Origin of the sequence: Bacillus cereus group sp. MYBK14-1, from assembly GCF_051916885.1 — a bacterium.
Lineage (GTDB): Bacteria > Bacillota > Bacilli > Bacillales > Bacillaceae_G > Bacillus_A > Bacillus_A cereus.
Window position 1 is genome coordinate 11,861 of sequence record NZ_JBQAHM010000015.1, and the last position, 19,344, is coordinate 31,204.

The following is a 19,344-nucleotide window of genomic DNA, read 5'->3' on the forward strand; positions in this document are numbered from 1 at the left end:
TATTTTGTTTTGAATGTAATGAAAATTCTAATTAAAAAACGTTTTATTTTAATTCCTATTTATTATGCTAAAATGATTGTGATTATTATATAATCAAATTTGTGATAATAAATTCGTAGATTACGAGGAGGATAACCTTGAAGACTTTTTCAAAAGGTATAACAGCAGTGGCATTAACGGGATCATTACTTTTAACTCCTATTTCAAGTTATGCGGCAAATGATGATATTACAGGACATATGTTTGAGACGCATATGCGCTCACTTATTACTAAAGGAGTTTTAATGGGGTATGGAGACAATGTATATGCGCCTGATAAATTAGTAACAAGAGCAGAGTTTGCTACATTCATAGCAAGGGCTTTAAATTTACCGAAAGCTGATTCGAATTTCGAGGATGTGCCGAAGACTTACGGTTTATATGATGGTGTAAGTAGAGCATATGGAGCGAAAATTATTAATGGTCGTACGAACGAGACGTTCTCACCAAATGATGTGATTACACGTGAAGAAATGTCGATCATGGTAAAGCGAGCGTTAGACTATAAAAATATTAAAGTAGCTGTAAGTCCGCTTACCTTTACTGATAAAGATAGTATTAACTATAAAGAGCATGTGCAAGTTATGGTGGCTACTCAAATTATTAAAGGGTATCCAGAAGATAATACATTTAGACCACATTTATCAGCTACAAGAGGAATGGCTTCAGCTATGTTGGATCGCATGCTTCAGACGATTGAAAAAAACGGAAATACCAATCCTGTAGAAACTAAGAAATATGTTGTGACAAATGTAAGAGAAAACGGAACAGAGCAAGAAGTAGAGCGCTATAATACGTATAAAGAAGCGGTTACGGCTGCTCAAAATAAAGGTATGAATGCGGTAAAATATGAGAACGAATTTTTATGGATTAAAGATGGTTTTGCAAGTGCGAAAAGAATAACTGGGCAAAACATCATTAATATTTATGATGAGAATTTAGCAACAGTATATACGTATATTCAGTATGGAACAGAATTGAAAGTGTTAGAAGTTGGCGAAGATCGTGTGAAAGTTCAACTTTCTGGTTTGACAGGTTATGTGAAGAAGAATGAAATCACTTTAATTCCTACCAATGAAATGAAACAGTCGTCTTATTATGTGAAATCAGATGGATATTTATACCATAAATATTATACATATAATACAAGTTCACCTGGATATACAGAATTTAGATATGGTGTGGCACCTTCTTTCATGAAGCAAGGACAGCAAATGTATAGTGTAGATGGAAAGACATTCGGAGACGAAACTTTCTATCAATATTTCAATTATTTATCATTACGTTCGAAAACAGATTATACAGCTGAACAACTAGATAGTTATGTGAAATCGATTAAGCCAGACTCTCCATTAATTGGTTTAGGAAAGAAATTTAAAGAAGTAGAAAGCAAGTATAATGTAAATGCATTATTCTTATATTCATTAGCAATTCATGAAAGTTATTATGGAACAAGCGCTCTTGCAAAAGACAAAAATAATTTATTTGGTTTAAAAGCAACAGACGATAGTCCATATGGTAACGGAGAAGCATTCAATTCAAAAGAAGATTGTATTGAACATGCAGCAAAATTATACATGAATGAAGGATATTTAAATCCAGGACATTGGCGTTATACAGCAACATATACAGGTGATAAAGCTGCTGGTTTAAATGCGAAATATGCATCTGATGCGAACTGGGGTAAAAAAGTAGCGGGGCATATGAACCGTTTTGATTCTTATTTAGGTAAAAAAGAATACAACAAGTACAAACTTGCACGTGTGATGAATAACGTGGAAGTGAAAAAGAATCCTAGTATATCAAATGAGCGACTGTATCGTTTAAATACAAATGTAGTTGTCACAGTTACTGGTGAAGAAATAATAAATGGAAAAGCGTGGGTTAAAGTTATTTCAGATAATCCTACTGTAACAGAAGCGTATATTGCAAAAGAAAGCTTAGAGTACGTAAAACATTAATTAAATAAAAAAGAAGGTGCTACTAATATTTCGTAGCACCTTCTTTTTATTCAATTTCAAAATCAACAATGATATAAGCGAGAATAACAACGAAGAAAATGCTAACGGCTGGCGCTGTTAATACGTGGCCAGACATAAAGCCAATGCCAAGTGATAGAATGAGTGTGCTCGCTAATAGCATATACTTTACGGTCATGATTTTCTTAAAGTTTGTGATCATGCGGATGAATAATGTAATACCAAAGTATAGAAGTGGTATTAAGTAAATAAGGAAACCGACAATTCCAAATGCGAAAAATAGGTCATGGAAGTCCATTTCAATTAATTTAATTTTATCTGTGTAGTTACCAGCGTAACCCATTCCGAATAGTTTTTGTGAAAGCGGTGCGTCTTTATAGTACTGTTTGTATGTTTTTAAGAATTTGTCGCGATCGCTGTAAATTAAACTTTTTACTTCAGAATCTGTAAGTTCACCTTTTGCATGTTTTTTTGCATCTTCTGGATCTTCTTTAATTACTTTTCCTTCTTTTCGATCTTTCTCTTCTTGTACTGATTTTTTGTATTCGTATATTTGCATGTGAATGCCCATATTTTTTGCGATAGGAGTATGCGGTGTAAGAACAATTAAACCTCCTAGTATAACAGCGGCAACAACGGTATTTACAATATGTGTGAATCCTTTTCCTTCTTTTTTACGATTTATCATGTACTCAATGAATGAGAAGAAAAGTGCTACGCCTAATGTAATAACAATTGCGCCATATCCGACTTTCGTTCCGACCATAATACTTGCATACATCGCAAGTATTGTTGGAATCCAGTAATATATTTTCGAGAAAGAAGTTGTTTTATGAATCGAATATAAGACAATGATTGGGAACATAATGGCGAAAAGAGAACTTAAATCATTTCCAGCGAAGAACCAACCTCTTGAACCGACTTTTGAGTGAGGATAGCTTGGGAAATCCGTTCCAGTTTGCATTGCGACAATCATTGTGATGCTTAAAATTAAAGTTGCATATAAGAAATATGTAATGATTTTATGAAATACATACTCTTTATTTTTTAGCTCTTTAAAGGCGATGATATATCCAAACAGTAGCACAATTGGATATACGCTCTTTAAGATAAATTTAACTTCTTCTCCAAATGAAACTGGAGATTTAACCATCATATTATTTACAAGACCGATTGCGAGTGCGATTCCGAGTAAACATAAATAGAGGATGTACTTTTTCGCATCTTGTTGTTTGTGATGAAGAAGTAGGTATCCTAATGCAAGAAGCATAAAGGCGAAACGGACTACAACTCCAACTGTTGCGCTCATGTGTAGTATATAGATTGAAAAAGATGTTAATAAATCTAAAATTGGTTGAAACACAATGAATAGCAATAGGAAATGTGGGAAGTAGTTATCCGTTTGTTTCAACTTATTAACCATATGTTCCTCCAGTTCTTCATTCCTTTATTACAACACCCAAAAGATGGGTATAAAGCCTTTTTTACATAGTAAGGCGAATGAATTTCAATATTTGTTTTTTTATCAAACTTAAGAATACACCATTTCATTGTAATGGTAAATAGATGAAAAGCATGGATAAACCGACTTTAATTTCTATATTTTTCAACGGAATTGTATGTTTTATACGGTATATGTACAAATTGCGAGATTATTAGACAGAAAATTGAGAAAAAAGAAGGATTTTTCAGTGGTTTTCTATAATTATATAAGTATAATCTTTATGGAGAAAAGAGGGGTATATATAATGGAAATAACAAGTAAAACAGAATCTGTCGTTGTGAAATATGAAGGCCACGTTGCAACGGTTATGGTCAATCGCCCAGAGGTGTTAAATGCGTTAGATGAGCCGACCTTAAAAGAGTTATTACAAAAGTTGAAAGAAGTAGCGGAAAGTTCTGCGCATATCGTTGTGTTATGCGGGAACGGCCGTGGTTTTTCTGCGGGTGGGGATATTAAATCGATGCTTTCAAGTAATGATGAAAGTAAGTTTGATGGCATTATGAATACCATTTCTGAAGTTGTCGTGACATTATATACGATGCCAAAGCTTGTTATTAGTGCAATTCATGGACCGACTGCAGGTCTTGGGTTAAGTATTGCGTTAACAGCTGATTATGTAATGGCGGATATATCATCTGTTATTGCAATGAACTTTATTGGAATCGCTTTAATTCCAGATGGAGGCGGTCATTTCTTCCTTCAAAAGCGTGTCGGTGAAAATATGACGAAGCAAATTATTTGGGAAGGTAAGAAATTATCAGCGACAGAAGCGCTTGATATCGGCTTAATTGATGAAGTAATCGGCGAAGATTTCCAAACGGCTGTGAAGCAGAAGATTAATGAATGGTCACAAAAACCGATTAAAGCAATGATTCAAACGAAGCAAATTTTATGTGAAGTAAATCGCTCTAATTTAGAGCAAACATTGCAATTAGAAAAGCGTGGTCAATATGCAATGAGACAAACAGCGGATCATAAAGAAGGTATTGCTGCGTTTTTAGAGAAACGTTTACCAGCATTTAAAGGGGAATAAAGTTTGTCCATTCCTCACTGATTATTAGCTCGTTAATTCGGGATAAAGGGGAGAAAGTGCTAACACATTTTAGTATAATTGTGTTAGCACTTTTTTTAGGAGTAATACATGAAGAGAATGATTGGTGTTATCACTATTATTTTGCTTACATATTCTGCTTTGCATAGTACACCATCTTTGGCAGTTCGGACTGCGTTATTTTTTGAGGGACATCCAAGTGTTGCATTTTCTGACGGGGTGACGAAAGAAAAAGATGTGAAAAAAGAAGCGATTCCAGATGAGTATCAAACTCTATATGGTAAGGACAAAGACTTAGAGCACTATTTCTTTCCACATGTAAGAGCACATGGATCAGGAATTGATATGTTAAGTGCATGCGTGAAGAAAAAATGGTTTTTCTATAAAGCAGAGCTCGGATGTTATTAAATATAGGAGGATGAATGATGTCAGCATATAACAAGTTAGTCAGAGATCGTGTTCCAGAGAAGATTTTAATGTCTGGAAAAACATATACAGCACAAAAATTAACAGGTCAAGCCTACATACAAGCTTTAGCGAAAATTGGAACGGAAGAAATTCGTGAATTTGCTTCTATGAAAGAACGCGAACATGCACTAGATTCTCTTGCAGATGCGCTAGAGGTTATCATTTCATTAGCACGTGCAGAAGGTGCATCGATTGAAGATGTGGAACGCCTTCGTAAGCAAAAAGAGATAGAGCGCGGTGGATTTGAAAGAGGTATTTATTTATTAGATGTTTCAGAAGAATAGTTTTATAGGAAAAGCATAGCGTTAATGAGTAACACTATGCTTTTTTGTTGCAATGAAGCTAATAATGAAGAAGATAGCTGTTAATATCCAGCCGATTGTAATAGAAGTAGTAGTATGAATGGCATAAGAGATTTGTAAACAAAATAATGATGCTAAAAACCAAATGAGTGCAATGTGTATATATTTTTTTGATATATTCATATTTCAGGGCTCCTTTTGTATACTAAAAAGAATTTTACTACAATTTAGAAAATTAGGCCATATAAGTAGAGGTTTTCTGGCGAATTTTGTATACTGAATAGTAGAGAAAATGAGGAGGAAACGACAATGGCACACCATACGAAAGAAACGATGGAACTGATTAAGGAGCTTGTCTCTATTCCAAGTCCATCTGGAAATACAGCAAAAATTATTAATTTCATTGAAAACTATGTCAGTGAGTGGAACGTAGAAACGAAACGTAATAATAAGGGAGCTCTTATTTTAACGGTAAAAGGGAAGAATGATGCGCAGCACCGCTTATTAACGGCACACGTTGATACGTTAGGTGCGATGGTGAAAGAAATTAAGCCTGATGGTCGCCTGAGTCTTTCTATGATTGGTGGATTTCGCTGGAACTCCGTAGAAGGGGAATATTGCGAAATTGAAACATCAAGTGGCAAGACGTATACAGGAACAATTTTAATGCATCAAACATCTGTACATGTATATAAAGATGCAGGTGAAGCAAAACGCGATGAGAAAAATATTGAAGTTCGTATTGATGAGCGCGTATTTTCAGCTGATGAAGTACGCGAATTAGGAATTGAAGTAGGAGACTTCGTTTCATTTGATCCGCGCGTTCAAATTACAGAGAGTGGATACATAAAATCCCGTCATTTAGATGACAAAGTAAGTGTTGCGATTTTATTAAAATTAATTAAAAGATTACAAGATGAAAACGTAACATTACCATATACGACGCATTTCTTAATTTCTAATAATGAAGAGATTGGATACGGTGGTAATTCTAACATTCCAGAAGAAACTGTTGAATACTTAGCAGTTGATATGGGAGCGTTAGGTGATGGACAAACGTCTGATGAATATACAGTATCTATTTGTGCAAAAGACTCTAGCGGTCCGTATCATTACGCACTGCGTAAACATTTAGTAGAGCTTGCGAAAACGAATCATATTGAATATAAAGTAGATATTTATCCATACTACGGATCTGATGCATCAGCTGCGATTCGCGCGGGATTTGATGTGAAACATGCTTTAATTGGAGCGGGTATTGATTCTTCTCACGCATTTGAACGTACACATGAAAGTTCTATTGCGCATACAGAAGCATTAGTGTATGCATATGTAATGTCTAATTTAATTGAAGAATAATTTCATAGATAATAGAGAGCTGATTAAAGATATTATTTTTAATCAGCTTTTTATTTGGCAAAGCGATTAGGAGACATGTTCTAATCGCTTTTTAATCCCGCTATTTGCCGAGTAGTAAGACCCCTACCTCAAAATTCAGCGAAAGCAAAAAAGTTAGATGGGGACCGGGCTGCCTGTAAAAGCCCGATTGGTGAGGGCTGATTAAAGTTTTTTATATACATTCATTATAAGTTATATATATGCGATTTTTGTTATACGACCGGAAACGTATTTACTATAGATATATAATGTTATACACTATGAAAGGAATTAATTAATAGTTAATATTTTTTAGTTAGCTTGATTAAAAAAAATTGTATGAATATGAAGTTTTGAGAGGAGATTTATTTTTCATGAAGTACAAAGCAATAGCCGCAGGTTTATTAGCAGCAAATTTACTAGCACATCCAATTAGTAGTTTAGCAGAAACGAAGAAATTTCCTGATGTTTCAGATAGTGCGTGGTCGAAAGACGCAATTTATTATTTAGTAGAGAGAAATGTAATTAACGGTATGCCAGATGGTAACTTTATGCCATACGGAAATTTAACACGTTCCCAGGCAGCAAAGATTATCGCAACAGCAATTGGTGCTAAAGTAGATCCAAATGCAAAGCCGTCTTATAATGATGCGAAAAATAGTTGGGCAGCTTCATTTATTGCAGCCATGGAAAAAGAGAATATTATTAAAGGGCGAGAACCAGGAGTATTTGATCCTGAAGGCAAAGTAACTCGTGCTGAAATGGCAGCTATGCTTGTAAGAGCATATAATCTGAAGAGCAAAGTAACAGGACCAGTTCCTACAAAATTTGCTGATTTAGAGAATCATTGGGGTAAAGAAGAAGTTAATATTTTAGTAGAATTAAAACTTTCTTTAGGTACAGAGAATGGCTGGAAACCGAATGATTCTATTACGCGTGAACAAGCAGCTCAGCTTACTGCGCAAACAGATAAATTTAGCAAGAATAGTGATCGTCCAGTAGAAACAAAGAAAATGTACATAGATAGAAAATTCATTACATATCACGCACCATCATTAAGTTCTGGGATTAGTGCAAATCAGCATAATCCACAAATGGTTGAAATTAAAGAAGAACGAGATGGATGGATCAAAATTGCAACAAGTAACGGTGATAAATGGACACCTTTAGTAGAGAAAACAGAAGTTATTAATGAAGGATTCACTACTTATGCAGAAGCTTCTTCTTCGTCAAAAGTAATGGGAACACATAACGCACAGCAAGTAACTGTTATTGAAGAGAACGGCAGCTGGATTCGTATCCGCATGGGCGCTGGTTTCCAATGGGTTAATAAAAATCAATTAAATCCAGTGAAGCAAGGGAATTTCTTAGAAGGCAAAGCGATTATCATTGATCCAGGTCATGGTGGAGCGGATTCAGGTAATCCAGGTTATTATGAGAAAGAAAGTGAAACTGTATTAGATGTATCATTGCGATTACAGAAGATATTTGAGAAAAAGACACCATTTACTGTGTTATTTACTCGTACAGATGATACACGTCCAGGAACAAGTGCTTCTGATTCTTTAAAGAAACGTGTAGAATTTGCTCAAAAAAATAATGGGGATATTTTTGTAAGTATTCATGGTAATGGTACGGAAAAGAAAAATGGACAAGGTACAGAAACATTCTACTATGAATCAGCGACAGCAAGAGGAACAAATCCTAACGTATCAGAAAGTCGTTTATTAGCAGAAAAAATTCAAGAGCGTCTTGTAGATGCACTGGGGACAAAAGATCGTGGTGTGAAAAAAGGCGATTTATACGTAATTAGAGAAAATACAATGCCAGCTGTATTAGCAGAATTAGCATTTGTAGATAATAAAAGTGATGCAGATAAAATAGCTACACCAGCGCAAAGACAAAGTGCAGCGGAAGCAATTTATCAAGGCATTTTAGATTACTATGAAGAAATGGGTAACAACGTGTCTTCTTTCCGTTAATAAATAATAAGAGATTGCCATTGGCAGTCTCTTTTATTTATTAACGTTTCTCTTTATTTCCGGCATATGATATCATTTAATTTTATATACAAAAGTATTTGAGTAATTGTAATTAGAACAATTTTAAACGATAGAGGATGATAATAGATTGAATAATCATAGTAAAACACCTGCCTGTATATATACGTATGCATTTCGTGAGGAGGAGCGTGCTTTATGTTACTTGGAAATGCGCTCGTTCTTTGGAATGGAGTCCCACGTTAATATTTTAAAAAGTGATGTCAAAATTGACCCGAGTAGAAGTGCGTTTATGAAAGAGCGAATTGAAGTTATGTATGAAGGGGACGACTTAGAAAGCATTTTAAAACAAGTGGAACAAATTGATTTGGCGGGAGCGACATTTAAAGTTATCTTCGTTAAAATCAATGACCTCGTTGGGGAGAATAAAATTGAATACGGAGAAAGACGTCTTATTGAACGAGACCTTGGCATGCATATTGAAGGAGAAGCGGATGTTCGTAATCCAGAGCGTGTATTCGGGATTGTTCCTCTTGGAGGACGCTGGTACTTCGGGCACTATGTAGAAAGCGAACCAGTTTGGTATCATCACATAAAAAAACCGCATAGTTATTCGACATCTCTTAGCACACGTGTTGCGAGATCAGTTGCAAATATCGCTGTACCAAATCCAGAGGGAGTACGAGCAATTGACCCGTGCTGCGGTATTGGAACAGTAGTAGTAGAAGCACTTTCTATGGGGATTAACATCGTTGGTAGAGATATAAATCCACTTGTAGTTCTTGGAACAAGAAAAAATATCGCACATTTCGGATTTGAAGGAACAGTAACAAAAGGACCAATCGAGGAAATTACTGAGAACTACGACGTTGCCATTATCGATATGCCGTACGACCTATTTACGCATGCCACACCAGAAGACCAGCTCTCCATTCTTTCAAGTGCGCGCCGCATCGCTAAAAAGGTAGTCGTTGTAACGATGGAGACAATGGACGACATGATCCATGAAGCAGGGTTTGAAATTACAGATCGCTGTATTACAAGAAAAGGATCATTTACTAGACAAATTCTTGTTTGTGAATAAGAAAGGAAGGTCACCCGTTTGGGTGACCTTTTTAGTGTAGTTTGATGTGTGATTGATTGGCAGTTTGTAGGCGGCGATAAGTTGATATTGTGATAGGAGAATCTATTACTGTTCTTTTAATTTCTCTTGTTGTGCGATTAATAAATTGCGTAATACGTGTCCGCGGTAACTTTCTAATTTTCGTCCTTCATGATAGCGTACGCCTAATTTTTTTAGTTCAGCTACGTACCAGCCCTTTGTTCCGTAGTACATTGGATCACTTCCTTTTTGCTTTTGAACAGTATATGTTGGGGAGCGAAGTAACTTTACATTGAAAATAATAAGACTGGTTGTATCAAGGGGGCCCCCATAACATAGACTCTGGACAGTGTATAAAAAAATAGACAGTAGTGTATGTTTTTCTAAAAATGCATACAAATTTATACCCTATGCGTTGGCATGATATTTGCAATGAAAAGAGTATCAACGTATAGGGGAGAGATCGAAATGAAGGTTAGTAAAATATATACAACGATTGATGCACACGTAGCTGGGGAGCCGCTTCGAATTATTACGGGCGGAGTGCCAGAAATAAAAGGAGAAACGCAGCTGGAAAGACGCGCCTACTGCATGGAACATTTGGATTACCTTCGTGAAATTCTGATGTATGAACCGAGAGGGCATCACGGAATGTACGGTTGTATCATTACACCGCCAGCAAGTGCCCACGCTGATTTTGGTGTTTTATTTATGCACAATGAAGGATGGAGTACGATGTGTGGTCATGGCATTATCGCTGTTATTACAGTTGGAATTGAAACAGGCATGTTGGAAGTAAAGGGTGAAAAACAAAAGTTCATTATTGATAGCCCAGCCGGAGAAGTTATTGCGTATGCAAAATATAACGGGAGTGAAGTAGAATCTGTATCATTTGAAAATGTTCCTTCATTTGTATACAAAAAAGACGTTCCTATTAAAATAGATAACTATGAATTTCAAGTAGATATCGCGTTTGGAGGAGCATTTTACGCTGTTGTAGACTGTAAAGAATTTGGTTTGAAAGTTGATTTCAAAGATTTATCTGCTATTCAAATGTGGGGCGGTAAAATTAAACATTATATAGAGAGCAAAATGGAAGTGAAACATCCACTTGAAGAAGGATTGAAAGGAATATACGGCGTTATCTTTTCAGATGAACCGAAAGACAAAGTTGCTACGCTACGAAATGTAACGATTTTTGCTGATGGGCAAGTAGACCGTTCTCCTTGCGGTACAGGAACTTCAGCGAGAATCGCAACTCTTTTTGAAAAAGCTACCTTGCAAAAAGGAGAAGTATTCATCCATGAATGCATTACTGATGGGAAATTCCAGGGAGAAGTATTATCCGTAACCGCAGTAGATACATATGAAGCTGTCGTTCCAAAAGTAACGGGGAATGCCTTTATTACAGGATTTCATCAGTTCGTTGTAGATCCGAGAGATGATTTGAATCGAGGATTTTTGTTAGGATAAGAGGAGGGGGTGGAAAGATATGCTTGTCATAAGCGCGAACGAACAAAGAAACTTAGTAAATATGAATGAAGTTATTGAATACGCGGCGCTTGCTTTAAAAGAATTTTCCGCAGAAAGAACGATTACACCAATAAGAGGCTCATTACCATTTGCGAACGAGCAAAATACGGCATTAATTATGCCTTCAGTAGCGGAAGGACTTGAGGCACTTGGAGTAAAAATAGTAACGGTAGTCCCGCAAAATAAACAGATAGGAAAGAAAACGATCAATGGGATTGTGATGCTATCAGACTTTCAAATGGGAGAACCGCTCGCACTTCTAGAAGGATCGTACTTAACGATGATCCGAACAGGCGCCTTATCAGGAGTAGCGACAAAATATTTAGCTCGTCATAACGCAAAAACCTTATGCATTATCGGCACGGGTGAACAAGCGAAAGGAATTGCCGAAGCAATATTTGCGGTTAGAGATATCGAAAAAGTCATCTTATACAATCGCACAGAAGAAAAAGCGTATGCATTTGCGCAATATATACAAGAGAAACTTGGTAAACCTGCTTACGTTCACAGGGATCCAAATGAAGCAGTACGTGAAGCAGACATCATCGTCACAACTACGAACGCAACCACACCAGTCTTCTCAGAAATCTTGCAAAAAGGCGTCCACGTAAACGCCGTCGGCTCATTCAGACCGAGCATGCAAGAACTACCCTCACATGCCATAGCTAAAGCAAACAAAGTAGTAGTCGAATCAAAAGAAGCAGCACTAGACGAAACAGGAGACCTTCAAGTTCCGATAAAAGAAGGTCTATTCAAAGTAAACGCCATTCACGCTGAACTTGGTCAAATTATAAGTGGAGAAAAAGCTGGACGCGAAAATGATGAAGAGATTACTGTTTTTAAATCGGTTGGTTTGGCAGTAGTAGATATTATTGTTGCAAAGTATTTGTATGAGAAAGCGGTGGAGCAAGGAGTAGGGAATAAGATTGAGTTTTGAGACTGCCTTTTGGTGGTCTTTTTTTCAATTCATCAAATGTCATGATAACCTCCTAAACGTGTTTTTTGTCTTTAATTTTATTCTACATTTTCGATCATATAAAACAATCATTTTAGAGGGGGTTTCTGTAAGTTGATAGTTTTTTAACTCATTTTATGAGGCTACTTATTCGTGGTCTTTTTATTTTCTCCTCCGCATAAATATAGTTTATCGCAAGAATGCATTAATAGATTACAAACTTTCTACCTTTGCGAAAAAGTTTGACAATACATACCGGTAGTGGTAATTTAAAACCTATAAGAAAACTCGGTATTAATTCCGAGTTTTCTTATAGGTGTAAATAGTCGAGAGGGGTCGAAATATGAAGAAGAAGTTGTTTGTATTACCATTTGTCCTACTATTATTTATTGCATTAGCTGCTTGTTCAGGGGAAAAAGATTCGAAGCAAGCGGGCACTAGTAAATCAGGGACTCCGAAAGATGGAGGAACGTTAACGATTGGTGTTAGCGATAATCCAGATACGATGAATCCGCTTTATGCGAATGATCGTGTGTCATTAACTGTGCAGCAAGCTTTATATGCGCCACTATATCATATGGAAGACGGTAAGAAAAAGTTTGTTCTTGCTGAGAGCTTTACGCCTTCAGAAGATCAATTAACGTGGACATTGAAATTAAAAGATAATTTGAAATGGCATGATGGTAAGAAAATTACATCAGACGATATAGCATTTACATTCCAATCTATTTTGGATGAGAAGCAAAATAGCTCAAGTCGTGAAAACTTTATTTTTAAAGGAAAGCCGCTTGAGGTGAAAAAGGTAGATGAGTTAACAACTCAATTCGTTTTACCACAAGTAAGCGCATCTTTCGAAGGTGTGATGAATGATTTCTTCCCAATTCCGAAACATGTATTTGAAGGGGAAGCAGATTTAGCGAAGAGTAAGAAAAACTTACAGCCTGTAGGTTCAGGACCGTTTAAGTTTAAAGAGTATAAATCAGATGAGTACGTTGCATTAGATCGATTTGATGATTATGTAGGTGGGAAAGCTAAATTAGACTCTATCGTATACCGCGTTGTAAAAGACCGTAATACAGCAAATGTTTCACTGCAAAATGGTCAAATCAACATGAAGATGATTGAGCCGCAAGACTTTAAGAAACTAGATAGTACTGGGAACTTCTCAATGGTGACATTCCCTGAAGGTAGATTATTCTACTTATCTTATAACATGAATACTGATCTTATGAAGAAAAAAGAAGTGCGCCAAGCAATTGCGCATGCGTTAGATAAAAAAGAAATGATTAACTCAGCATTCGTTTCGGGTGAATTTGCAGAACCAGCAAATTCAATCTTAACGCCAGACGCTATGTATTATGCGAAAGATATTAAAGACTATAAGTATGATAAAAAAGAAGCGAAAGATTTATTAGCAAAAGCTGGCGTGAAAGATAACGAAAAAGTACGTGTGATGTATGTAACGAATAATAAAATCATGGAAAGCTTAGCGCTTTATACACAACAAAAATTAAAAGAAGTTGGCTTAGAAGTTGAACTAAATGCATTAGATGCTAGTGCAGCAAGTGAAAAAGGCTTAGATAAAGAGAATAAAGAATATGACATTACATTTGGTGGTTACATAATGGGACCTGAGCCAGATTCATATAAGAGCTTATTCTTAAGTAATGCTGAATACAATTATGCACGATATAAAAACGCTGATTTCGATAAGTTATGGGAAGAAGCTGCAGTTGAAACAGATAAAACAAAACGCGCAGAGCTATACCATAAAATTCAAGAGACAGGTAGAGAAGACGTACCTTATCTACCAATCGCGTATCCGAAAGCAGTTATTGCAGTAGATAAAAAGTTTGATGGATTAAAAGAAGCGAAAGCAATTCCTGTCACAATGTTTGAAGATCTATCTAAGATTTATGAAGTGAAATAAGAAACAATAAAGAAGCTGGTGGAAATCAGCTTCTTTAGCTTGAGGGGGGAAGTTTGTGTATAAAGTAATTGCGAAGAGGCTTTTAAATGCAATTCCGCTTTTATTTGTTATTTCTATTATTTCTTTTCTATTAATAAAACTAGCACCGGGGGATCCGGTTCGAAACTTTGTAACGCCAAATATGAGTCCAATTGATGTGGAGCGTATTCGCAAAAGTTTAGGACTAGATCAACCAATTTACGTGCAGTATTTTTTATGGTTAAAAAACATTTTAACAGGAAACTTTGGTTACTCACTTCAAAATCATCGTCCTGTTTTGGAACTTATCACAGAAAGATTACCTGCAACAATTGGGTTAATGGGATCATCTTTACTCGTCTCATTCGTAATCGCAATACCGCTTGGACTATTTACAGGTGTGAAAAAGAATTCATTCTTTGACCGCATTGTAAACTTTATTTCATACGTTGGTATTTCTATGCCGGTTTTCTGGTTTGCACTACTATTAGTCTACTTATTCTCTTTAAAATTGAACCTACTTCCGAGTATGGGTATGCGCACCGTTGGTAAAGACTCTGTCTGGGATATTGTGCAACACGGCATTTTACCTTGCATGGTGTTAGCGTTCCAAAACGTATCTGTTTATATGAGATATGTTCGTTCAAGTACGATTCAGCAATTAGAAGAAGAATATGTACAAATTCAATATGCGTACGGCGCTTCAAAGAAAACAGTGTTATTTAATCACGTACTTCGAAATGTACTAATACCGATCATTACAATTTTCGGATTATCGATTCCAAGTTTAGTAGGTGGAGCATTTATTACGGAAACAGTATTTTCATGGCCAGGACTTGGTTCACTTGGGGTAAATGCTATTTTTAGATTTGATTATCCGATTATCATGGCAATTACATTACTATCATCATTCATGTTAATTCTCGGTAACTTAATTGCTGATATTTTATATGGCGTAGTAGATCCGCGCATTCGAATGAGGGGGTGATTTGGAATGAATAATAGGAGATTTCAAACGATAAAACATAGCTTTACGAAAAATAAGTTTGTTGCAATGGGAGTTATTATACTTGCGGTTTTAACGGTCGCATCAATTTTCGCATTCGTATCGCCGTACGATCCTAGCAAAATGTCGATTCCAGATCGCTTACAAGAACCGAGTATGAGTCATCCTTTCGGAACGGATGATTACGGAAGGGATTACTTAACGAGAGCGTTATATGGCGGACGAGTTTCGCTTGCGGTCGGTTTCCTTGCGATGGTTGTTTCTATTACAATCGGTACTGCAGTTGGAACAATTAGCGGGTATTTTGGCGGAAAGTTAGACAACTTTTTAATGCGAGTTGTTGAAGTGCTTATGTCAATTCCATCATTCTTTTTAATGCTACTATTAAATGCGTATTTAAAACCAGGAATTACGACGCTAGTTCTTATTATCGGATTACTAACATGGATGGACACCGCGCGCATTGTAAGGGCAGAAACGCTATCTGTAAAAGAGCGTGAGTACGTTTTATACGCAAAAGTATCAGGACAAAAATCACTTATGATTATTGTAAGACATATCATTCCTAACATTTTATCAACCATTATTATCGCCGCGACATTAACAATTGCGACATCGATTTTAATGGAATCATCACTTAGTTTTTTAGGTTTAGGGATTAGAGAACCAAATTCTTCTTGGGGCAGTATGCTAAACAATGCGCAAGGATATATTGGTGAAGCTTGGTATTTAACACTCTTCCCAGGATTCCTTATCCTTTTAACGGTACTTAGTTTTAACGTAATTGGTGAAGCATTGAAGAAAGCTTTCGCACCAAAAGGAGCCGGACATGAAAACTAAAGTGTTAAGTGAAAGGAGTGAGAAGCGTGTCTGAAAAACTACTAGAAGTGAAAAATTTAAAGACTTCTTTTTTCATAGAAAGTGGCGAAGTTGAAGCGGTTCGCGGCGTTACATTTCGCTTAAATAAAGGAGAAGTAGTTGGTATCGTTGGGGAATCTGGAAGCGGGAAGAGTGTAATGGCGAAGTCTGTTATGTCTCTCGTTACGTCACCAGGAAAAGTGAAAGAAGGGGAAATCCTTTTTCATAATGAAAACATACTTTCTAAATCTGAAAAAGAATTACGTTCTATTAGAGGAAATCAAATTTCACTTATCTCTCAAGACCCAATGTCAGCGCTAAATCCGGTCGTGAAAATTGGGAAACAAATGATGGAAGTAATTATACGTCATCAAAAAGTGAAAAAGATAGAAGCAGAGCAAATCGCGATTAACTTGTTAAAACAAGTCGGCCTTTCGTCGCCAGAAGAAAGGGTAAAACAATATCCGCATGAACTAAGCGGTGGTATGAAGCAGCGAGTTATGATCGCAATGGCGATGTCTTGCAACCCTGACCTTCTTATTGCGGACGAACCGACGACTGCACTTGATGTAACGATACAGGCGCAAATACTAGATTTAATGAAAAACTTAAAGAACGAAACGAATATGGCGTTACTTCTTATTACGCACGACTTAGGAATCGTCGCGCAAAACTGTACGCGCGTTATCGTTATGTACGGCGGGCTTATTATGGAAGAAGGACCTGTACTTGATATTTTCCAATCGCCGAATCATCCATATACGAAAGGGCTATTAAACTCTTTGCCAAAAATAGCGAACGGCGTAAAAGAAAGGCTCGCTCCTATTCAAGGTGTAACGCCAAACTTATTAAACCCGCCACAAGGTTGCCCATTCGCAGAGCGTTGCCCGCATGCGATGGACATTTGTGAAAAAGAACGTCCGCCATATTTTGAAATCGGAAACGAAAGACGTTCCATGTGCTGGTTAAACGATAAGACAGTAGGTGATTCACATGCATGAAGAAAACTTAATTGAAGTTCGGAACTTAAAAAAGTATTTTCCTATTAAAAAAGGACTATTCGGCAGAAAAACAGAGCAATTAAAAGCAGTCGATGACTTAAGCTTCACTATTAAAAAGGGTGAAACATTCGGGTTAGTAGGAGAATCTGGCTGCGGAAAATCAACGACAGGAAGAAGTATCATTCGCTTACACGATGTCACTTCAGGTAACGTTTTATTTGACGGAAAAGATATCGCAAGTTTAAAGGAAAGTGAACTAAAAGAATATCGAAAACGAATGCAAATCATTTTCCAAGATCCATACGCATCATTAAACCCGGCAATGAACGTATTCCAAATTATTAGTGAGCCAATGAACATTCATGGATCTTATGAAAAAGAAGAACAAAAAGAAATCATATTAGACCTGCTCAAAAAGGTAGGCTTAAAAGAAGAACATTTATATCGCTACCCGCACGAATTTAGCGGGGGCCAGCGCCAGCGCATTAGCATCGCGCGCGCACTATCTGTAAAACCAGACTTTATCCTATGTGACGAACCAATCTCAGCACTAGATGTCTCAGTCCAAGCGCAAGTCGTAAACATGCTGCAAGACATTCAAGAAGAAACAGGTGTCACATATTTATTCATCGCACATGACCTATCGATGGTAAGACACATATCAGATCGAATCGGAGTCATGTACTTAGGAAACATAGTAGAAATTGCCGACAGCGAAGACTTATACACAAAACCGGCACATCCATACACACAAGCACTACTCTCATCCATGCCAGAACCAGATCCAACAAACATAGGCAAAGAACGGATCATTTTGCAAGGAGAAGTACCAAGCCCACTCAACTCACCATCCGGCTGCAAATTCAGAACGCGCTGCAAATTCGCCACTGAAAAATGCGCACAGGAAGTACCGAAGATGGTGGAGATTGCGAAGGGGCATGAGGTGGCTTGTCATTTGTTTTAGAGGGAGAGCACTAGGGGGACCTGGTGCTTTTTTTCTTTGTAGGTGAACGTGATGTGGGATTGGTTGGTGGTTTTGGTGATAGTTTTCACGAAATTTGTCGGTAAATCGATATGTTGTGTCGAAACGTTGATATATTCGGAGTTACGATCGATATAATCGAATAATCGTTGATATATTTTTTTAAAGAGTGGGATTGGTTGTAGATTAATGTAGAAATTTAATGTTTTCGAAAAAAAGAATTGACTTCTATATTAGTTGTAACTAAAATAGTTACATAAAGATGTAATTGGTTTGGTTACAACTTATATCTGCTAAAAATATGATTTATATATTTAATTAAGGATGGTGGTCCATACGTTGCCACCCGGTGTAGAAAGTTACTAACACATTCAAATCGATGCATATTCTAAGCTTTAGTATTTTCTGTTACGGGGCAATAAGGTGAAACGTTATCTTTTGTTAAAAACCTTGGTGGATCTTTCTTTGGAAATATTAGTTTTGGGGAAATATAGTAAGGTATCTAAAAAAGAATAAGGTATAAAAAGATGTACTTATATAAACCAAAAATTTAGTTGAGCTGGATAATAAAAAAAAGGTAGGAGATTTAAATGGAGACGAAACAAGATAATCTTATTTACGTATGGGATGCATATTGTGGATGGTGCTATGGTTTTTCAGAAAGTATTAAAGGATTTTACAAAAACCACACTGAAGTACCATTAACGGTTTTATGTGGAGGGTTATTTTTGGATAATTTACCAATGAAAAACTTCTCATATATAGAAGAAGGAAATAAAAGAATTAATCAACTTACAGGTGCTGAATTTGGTCCTTCCTATCAAAAATTGGTGGAGGAAGGGACTTTTAAAATGAATTCGAAAGATGCTGCAATTGGTTTTTCAGCTTTACGCTCATTAGCGCCAGACCGTTTATTAGAATTCACTTCGGCTATGCAAAAAGCGTTTTATTATGAGGGCCAAAGTCTGAGTGATCCTGAAACATATCGTAAAATTGCAATCGAGCATGGTTTGGACCCTGAACAAGTATTAGAACGTTTAAACGCTCAAGAAACAATAATAGATGTCCAAAATGATTTTAATAAAGTTCGACAGCTTGGTGTTAATAGCTATCCTTCCTTACTTTTACAAAAGGATAATCAAATTATTCCTATTGGTGGTGGCGTAATGACGCCGGATAAAATTGAAGCGCGTTTTAAAAATTTATATTAAGAAAATTTAGGATATAGTAGCAAACATG

The 19,344-nt window shown here is 36.4% G+C and carries 18 protein-coding genes; 15 read left to right on the forward strand and 3 right to left on the reverse strand.

What is annotated here, in order from left to right; all coding sequences use genetic code 11:
- Positions 1-137 precede the first annotated feature (137 nt).
- Positions 138-2,000, forward strand: a complete 1,863-nt coding sequence (locus tag ACTFR3_RS25850; RefSeq protein WP_000847498.1) for an S-layer homology domain-containing protein — start codon at positions 138-140, stop codon at positions 1,998-2,000.
- 46 nt (positions 2,001-2,046) lie between these two features.
- On the opposite strand, the gene ACTFR3_RS25855 is transcribed toward ACTFR3_RS25850, so the two are convergent.
- A complete protein-coding gene (locus ACTFR3_RS25855; RefSeq protein WP_000247538.1) occupies positions 2,047-3,441 on the reverse strand; it encodes an O-antigen ligase family protein in 1,395 nt (464 codons plus the stop codon).
- Positions 3,442-3,742: 301 nt separating this feature from the next.
- Between ACTFR3_RS25855 and ACTFR3_RS25860 the strand changes: the two genes are divergently transcribed.
- The 3 genes from ACTFR3_RS25860 (at position 3,743) to ACTFR3_RS25870 (ending at position 5,325) form a co-directional block, all read left to right on the forward strand.
- A complete protein-coding gene (locus ACTFR3_RS25860; protein ID WP_001999174.1) occupies positions 3,743-4,555 on the forward strand; it encodes an enoyl-CoA hydratase in 813 nt (270 codons plus the stop codon).
- Positions 4,556-4,663: 108 nt separating this feature from the next.
- On the forward strand, positions 4,664-4,981 hold the full coding sequence (locus tag ACTFR3_RS25865) for a hypothetical protein (RefSeq protein ID WP_074554177.1): 318 nt from the start codon (positions 4,664-4,666) through the stop codon (positions 4,979-4,981).
- Between the two features lie 17 nt (positions 4,982-4,998).
- Positions 4,999-5,325 carry a nucleoside triphosphate pyrophosphohydrolase gene (locus ACTFR3_RS25870; RefSeq protein ID WP_001277350.1) on the forward strand — a complete coding sequence of 109 codons (327 nt, stop codon included), beginning with the start codon at positions 4,999-5,001 and terminating at the stop codon, positions 5,323-5,325.
- A gap of 21 nt (positions 5,326-5,346) precedes the next feature.
- Here ACTFR3_RS25870 and ACTFR3_RS25875 read toward each other — a convergent pair whose 3' ends face one another.
- Positions 5,347-5,526: a hypothetical protein gene (locus tag ACTFR3_RS25875; protein WP_001027083.1), complete on the reverse strand. Its 180-nt coding sequence runs from the start codon at positions 5,524-5,526 to the stop codon at positions 5,347-5,349.
- A gap of 126 nt (positions 5,527-5,652) precedes the next feature.
- Here ACTFR3_RS25875 and ACTFR3_RS25880 point away from each other — a divergent pair, with 126 nt between their 5' ends.
- The 3 genes from ACTFR3_RS25880 (at position 5,653) to ACTFR3_RS25890 (ending at position 9,804) form a co-directional block, all read left to right on the forward strand.
- The gene (locus tag ACTFR3_RS25880; protein ID WP_000930086.1) at positions 5,653-6,702 is read left to right on the forward strand and encodes a M42 family metallopeptidase; all 1,050 of its coding nucleotides are present in this window, start codon (positions 5,653-5,655) and stop codon (positions 6,700-6,702) included.
- Positions 6,703-7,094: 392 nt separating this feature from the next.
- A complete protein-coding gene (locus ACTFR3_RS25885; protein WP_440044964.1) occupies positions 7,095-8,702 on the forward strand; it encodes an N-acetylmuramoyl-L-alanine amidase in 1,608 nt (535 codons plus the stop codon).
- A 148-nt stretch (positions 8,703-8,850) separates the two neighbouring features.
- Positions 8,851-9,804, forward strand: a complete 954-nt coding sequence (locus tag ACTFR3_RS25890) for a TRM11 family SAM-dependent methyltransferase (protein ID WP_001059319.1) — start codon at positions 8,851-8,853, stop codon at positions 9,802-9,804.
- 105 nt (positions 9,805-9,909) lie between these two features.
- Here the strand turns inward: ACTFR3_RS25890 and ACTFR3_RS25895 are convergent, their stop codons facing one another.
- Positions 9,910-10,185 (reverse strand): YflJ family protein, encoded by a 276-nt coding sequence (locus ACTFR3_RS25895; RefSeq protein WP_113732248.1) that lies wholly within the window; start codon positions 10,183-10,185, stop codon positions 9,910-9,912.
- Between the two features lie 105 nt (positions 10,186-10,290).
- Between ACTFR3_RS25895 and ACTFR3_RS25900 the strand changes: the two genes are divergently transcribed.
- The 8 genes from ACTFR3_RS25900 to ACTFR3_RS25935 all read left to right on the forward strand — a co-directional run bounded on the left by ACTFR3_RS25900 (position 10,291) and on the right by ACTFR3_RS25935 (position 19,316).
- Positions 10,291-11,295, forward strand: coding sequence for a proline racemase family protein (locus ACTFR3_RS25900; RefSeq protein ID WP_440044965.1), 1,005 nt, complete (start codon positions 10,291-10,293; stop codon positions 11,293-11,295).
- A gap of 19 nt (positions 11,296-11,314) precedes the next feature.
- Positions 11,315-12,292: an ornithine cyclodeaminase family protein gene (locus ACTFR3_RS25905; protein ID WP_440044966.1), complete on the forward strand. Its 978-nt coding sequence runs from the start codon at positions 11,315-11,317 to the stop codon at positions 12,290-12,292.
- Positions 12,293-12,653: 361 nt separating this feature from the next.
- Entirely contained in the window at positions 12,654-14,240 is a 1,587-nt protein-coding gene (locus ACTFR3_RS25910) for an ABC transporter substrate-binding protein (RefSeq protein ID WP_440044967.1), read from the forward strand.
- Between the two features lie 55 nt (positions 14,241-14,295).
- Positions 14,296-15,246, forward strand: coding sequence for an ABC transporter permease (locus ACTFR3_RS25915; RefSeq protein ID WP_440044968.1), 951 nt, complete (start codon positions 14,296-14,298; stop codon positions 15,244-15,246).
- A gap of 6 nt (positions 15,247-15,252) precedes the next feature.
- Complete coding sequence (locus tag ACTFR3_RS25920; protein ID WP_440044969.1) at positions 15,253-16,104, forward strand: ABC transporter permease; 852 nt, start codon at positions 15,253-15,255, stop codon at positions 16,102-16,104.
- Positions 16,105-16,130: 26 nt separating this feature from the next.
- Positions 16,131-17,123: an ABC transporter ATP-binding protein gene (locus ACTFR3_RS25925; RefSeq protein ID WP_440044970.1), complete on the forward strand. Its 993-nt coding sequence runs from the start codon at positions 16,131-16,133 to the stop codon at positions 17,121-17,123.
- Entirely contained in the window at positions 17,116-18,087 is a 972-nt protein-coding gene (locus ACTFR3_RS25930; protein ID WP_000544132.1) for an ABC transporter ATP-binding protein, read from the forward strand. Before ACTFR3_RS25925 ends, ACTFR3_RS25930 begins: the two co-directional genes overlap by 8 nt.
- A 608-nt stretch (positions 18,088-18,695) precedes the next feature.
- Complete coding sequence (locus ACTFR3_RS25935; RefSeq protein WP_000448622.1) at positions 18,696-19,316, forward strand: DsbA family protein; 621 nt, start codon at positions 18,696-18,698, stop codon at positions 19,314-19,316.
- The last annotated feature ends 28 nt before the right edge of the window (positions 19,317-19,344 follow it).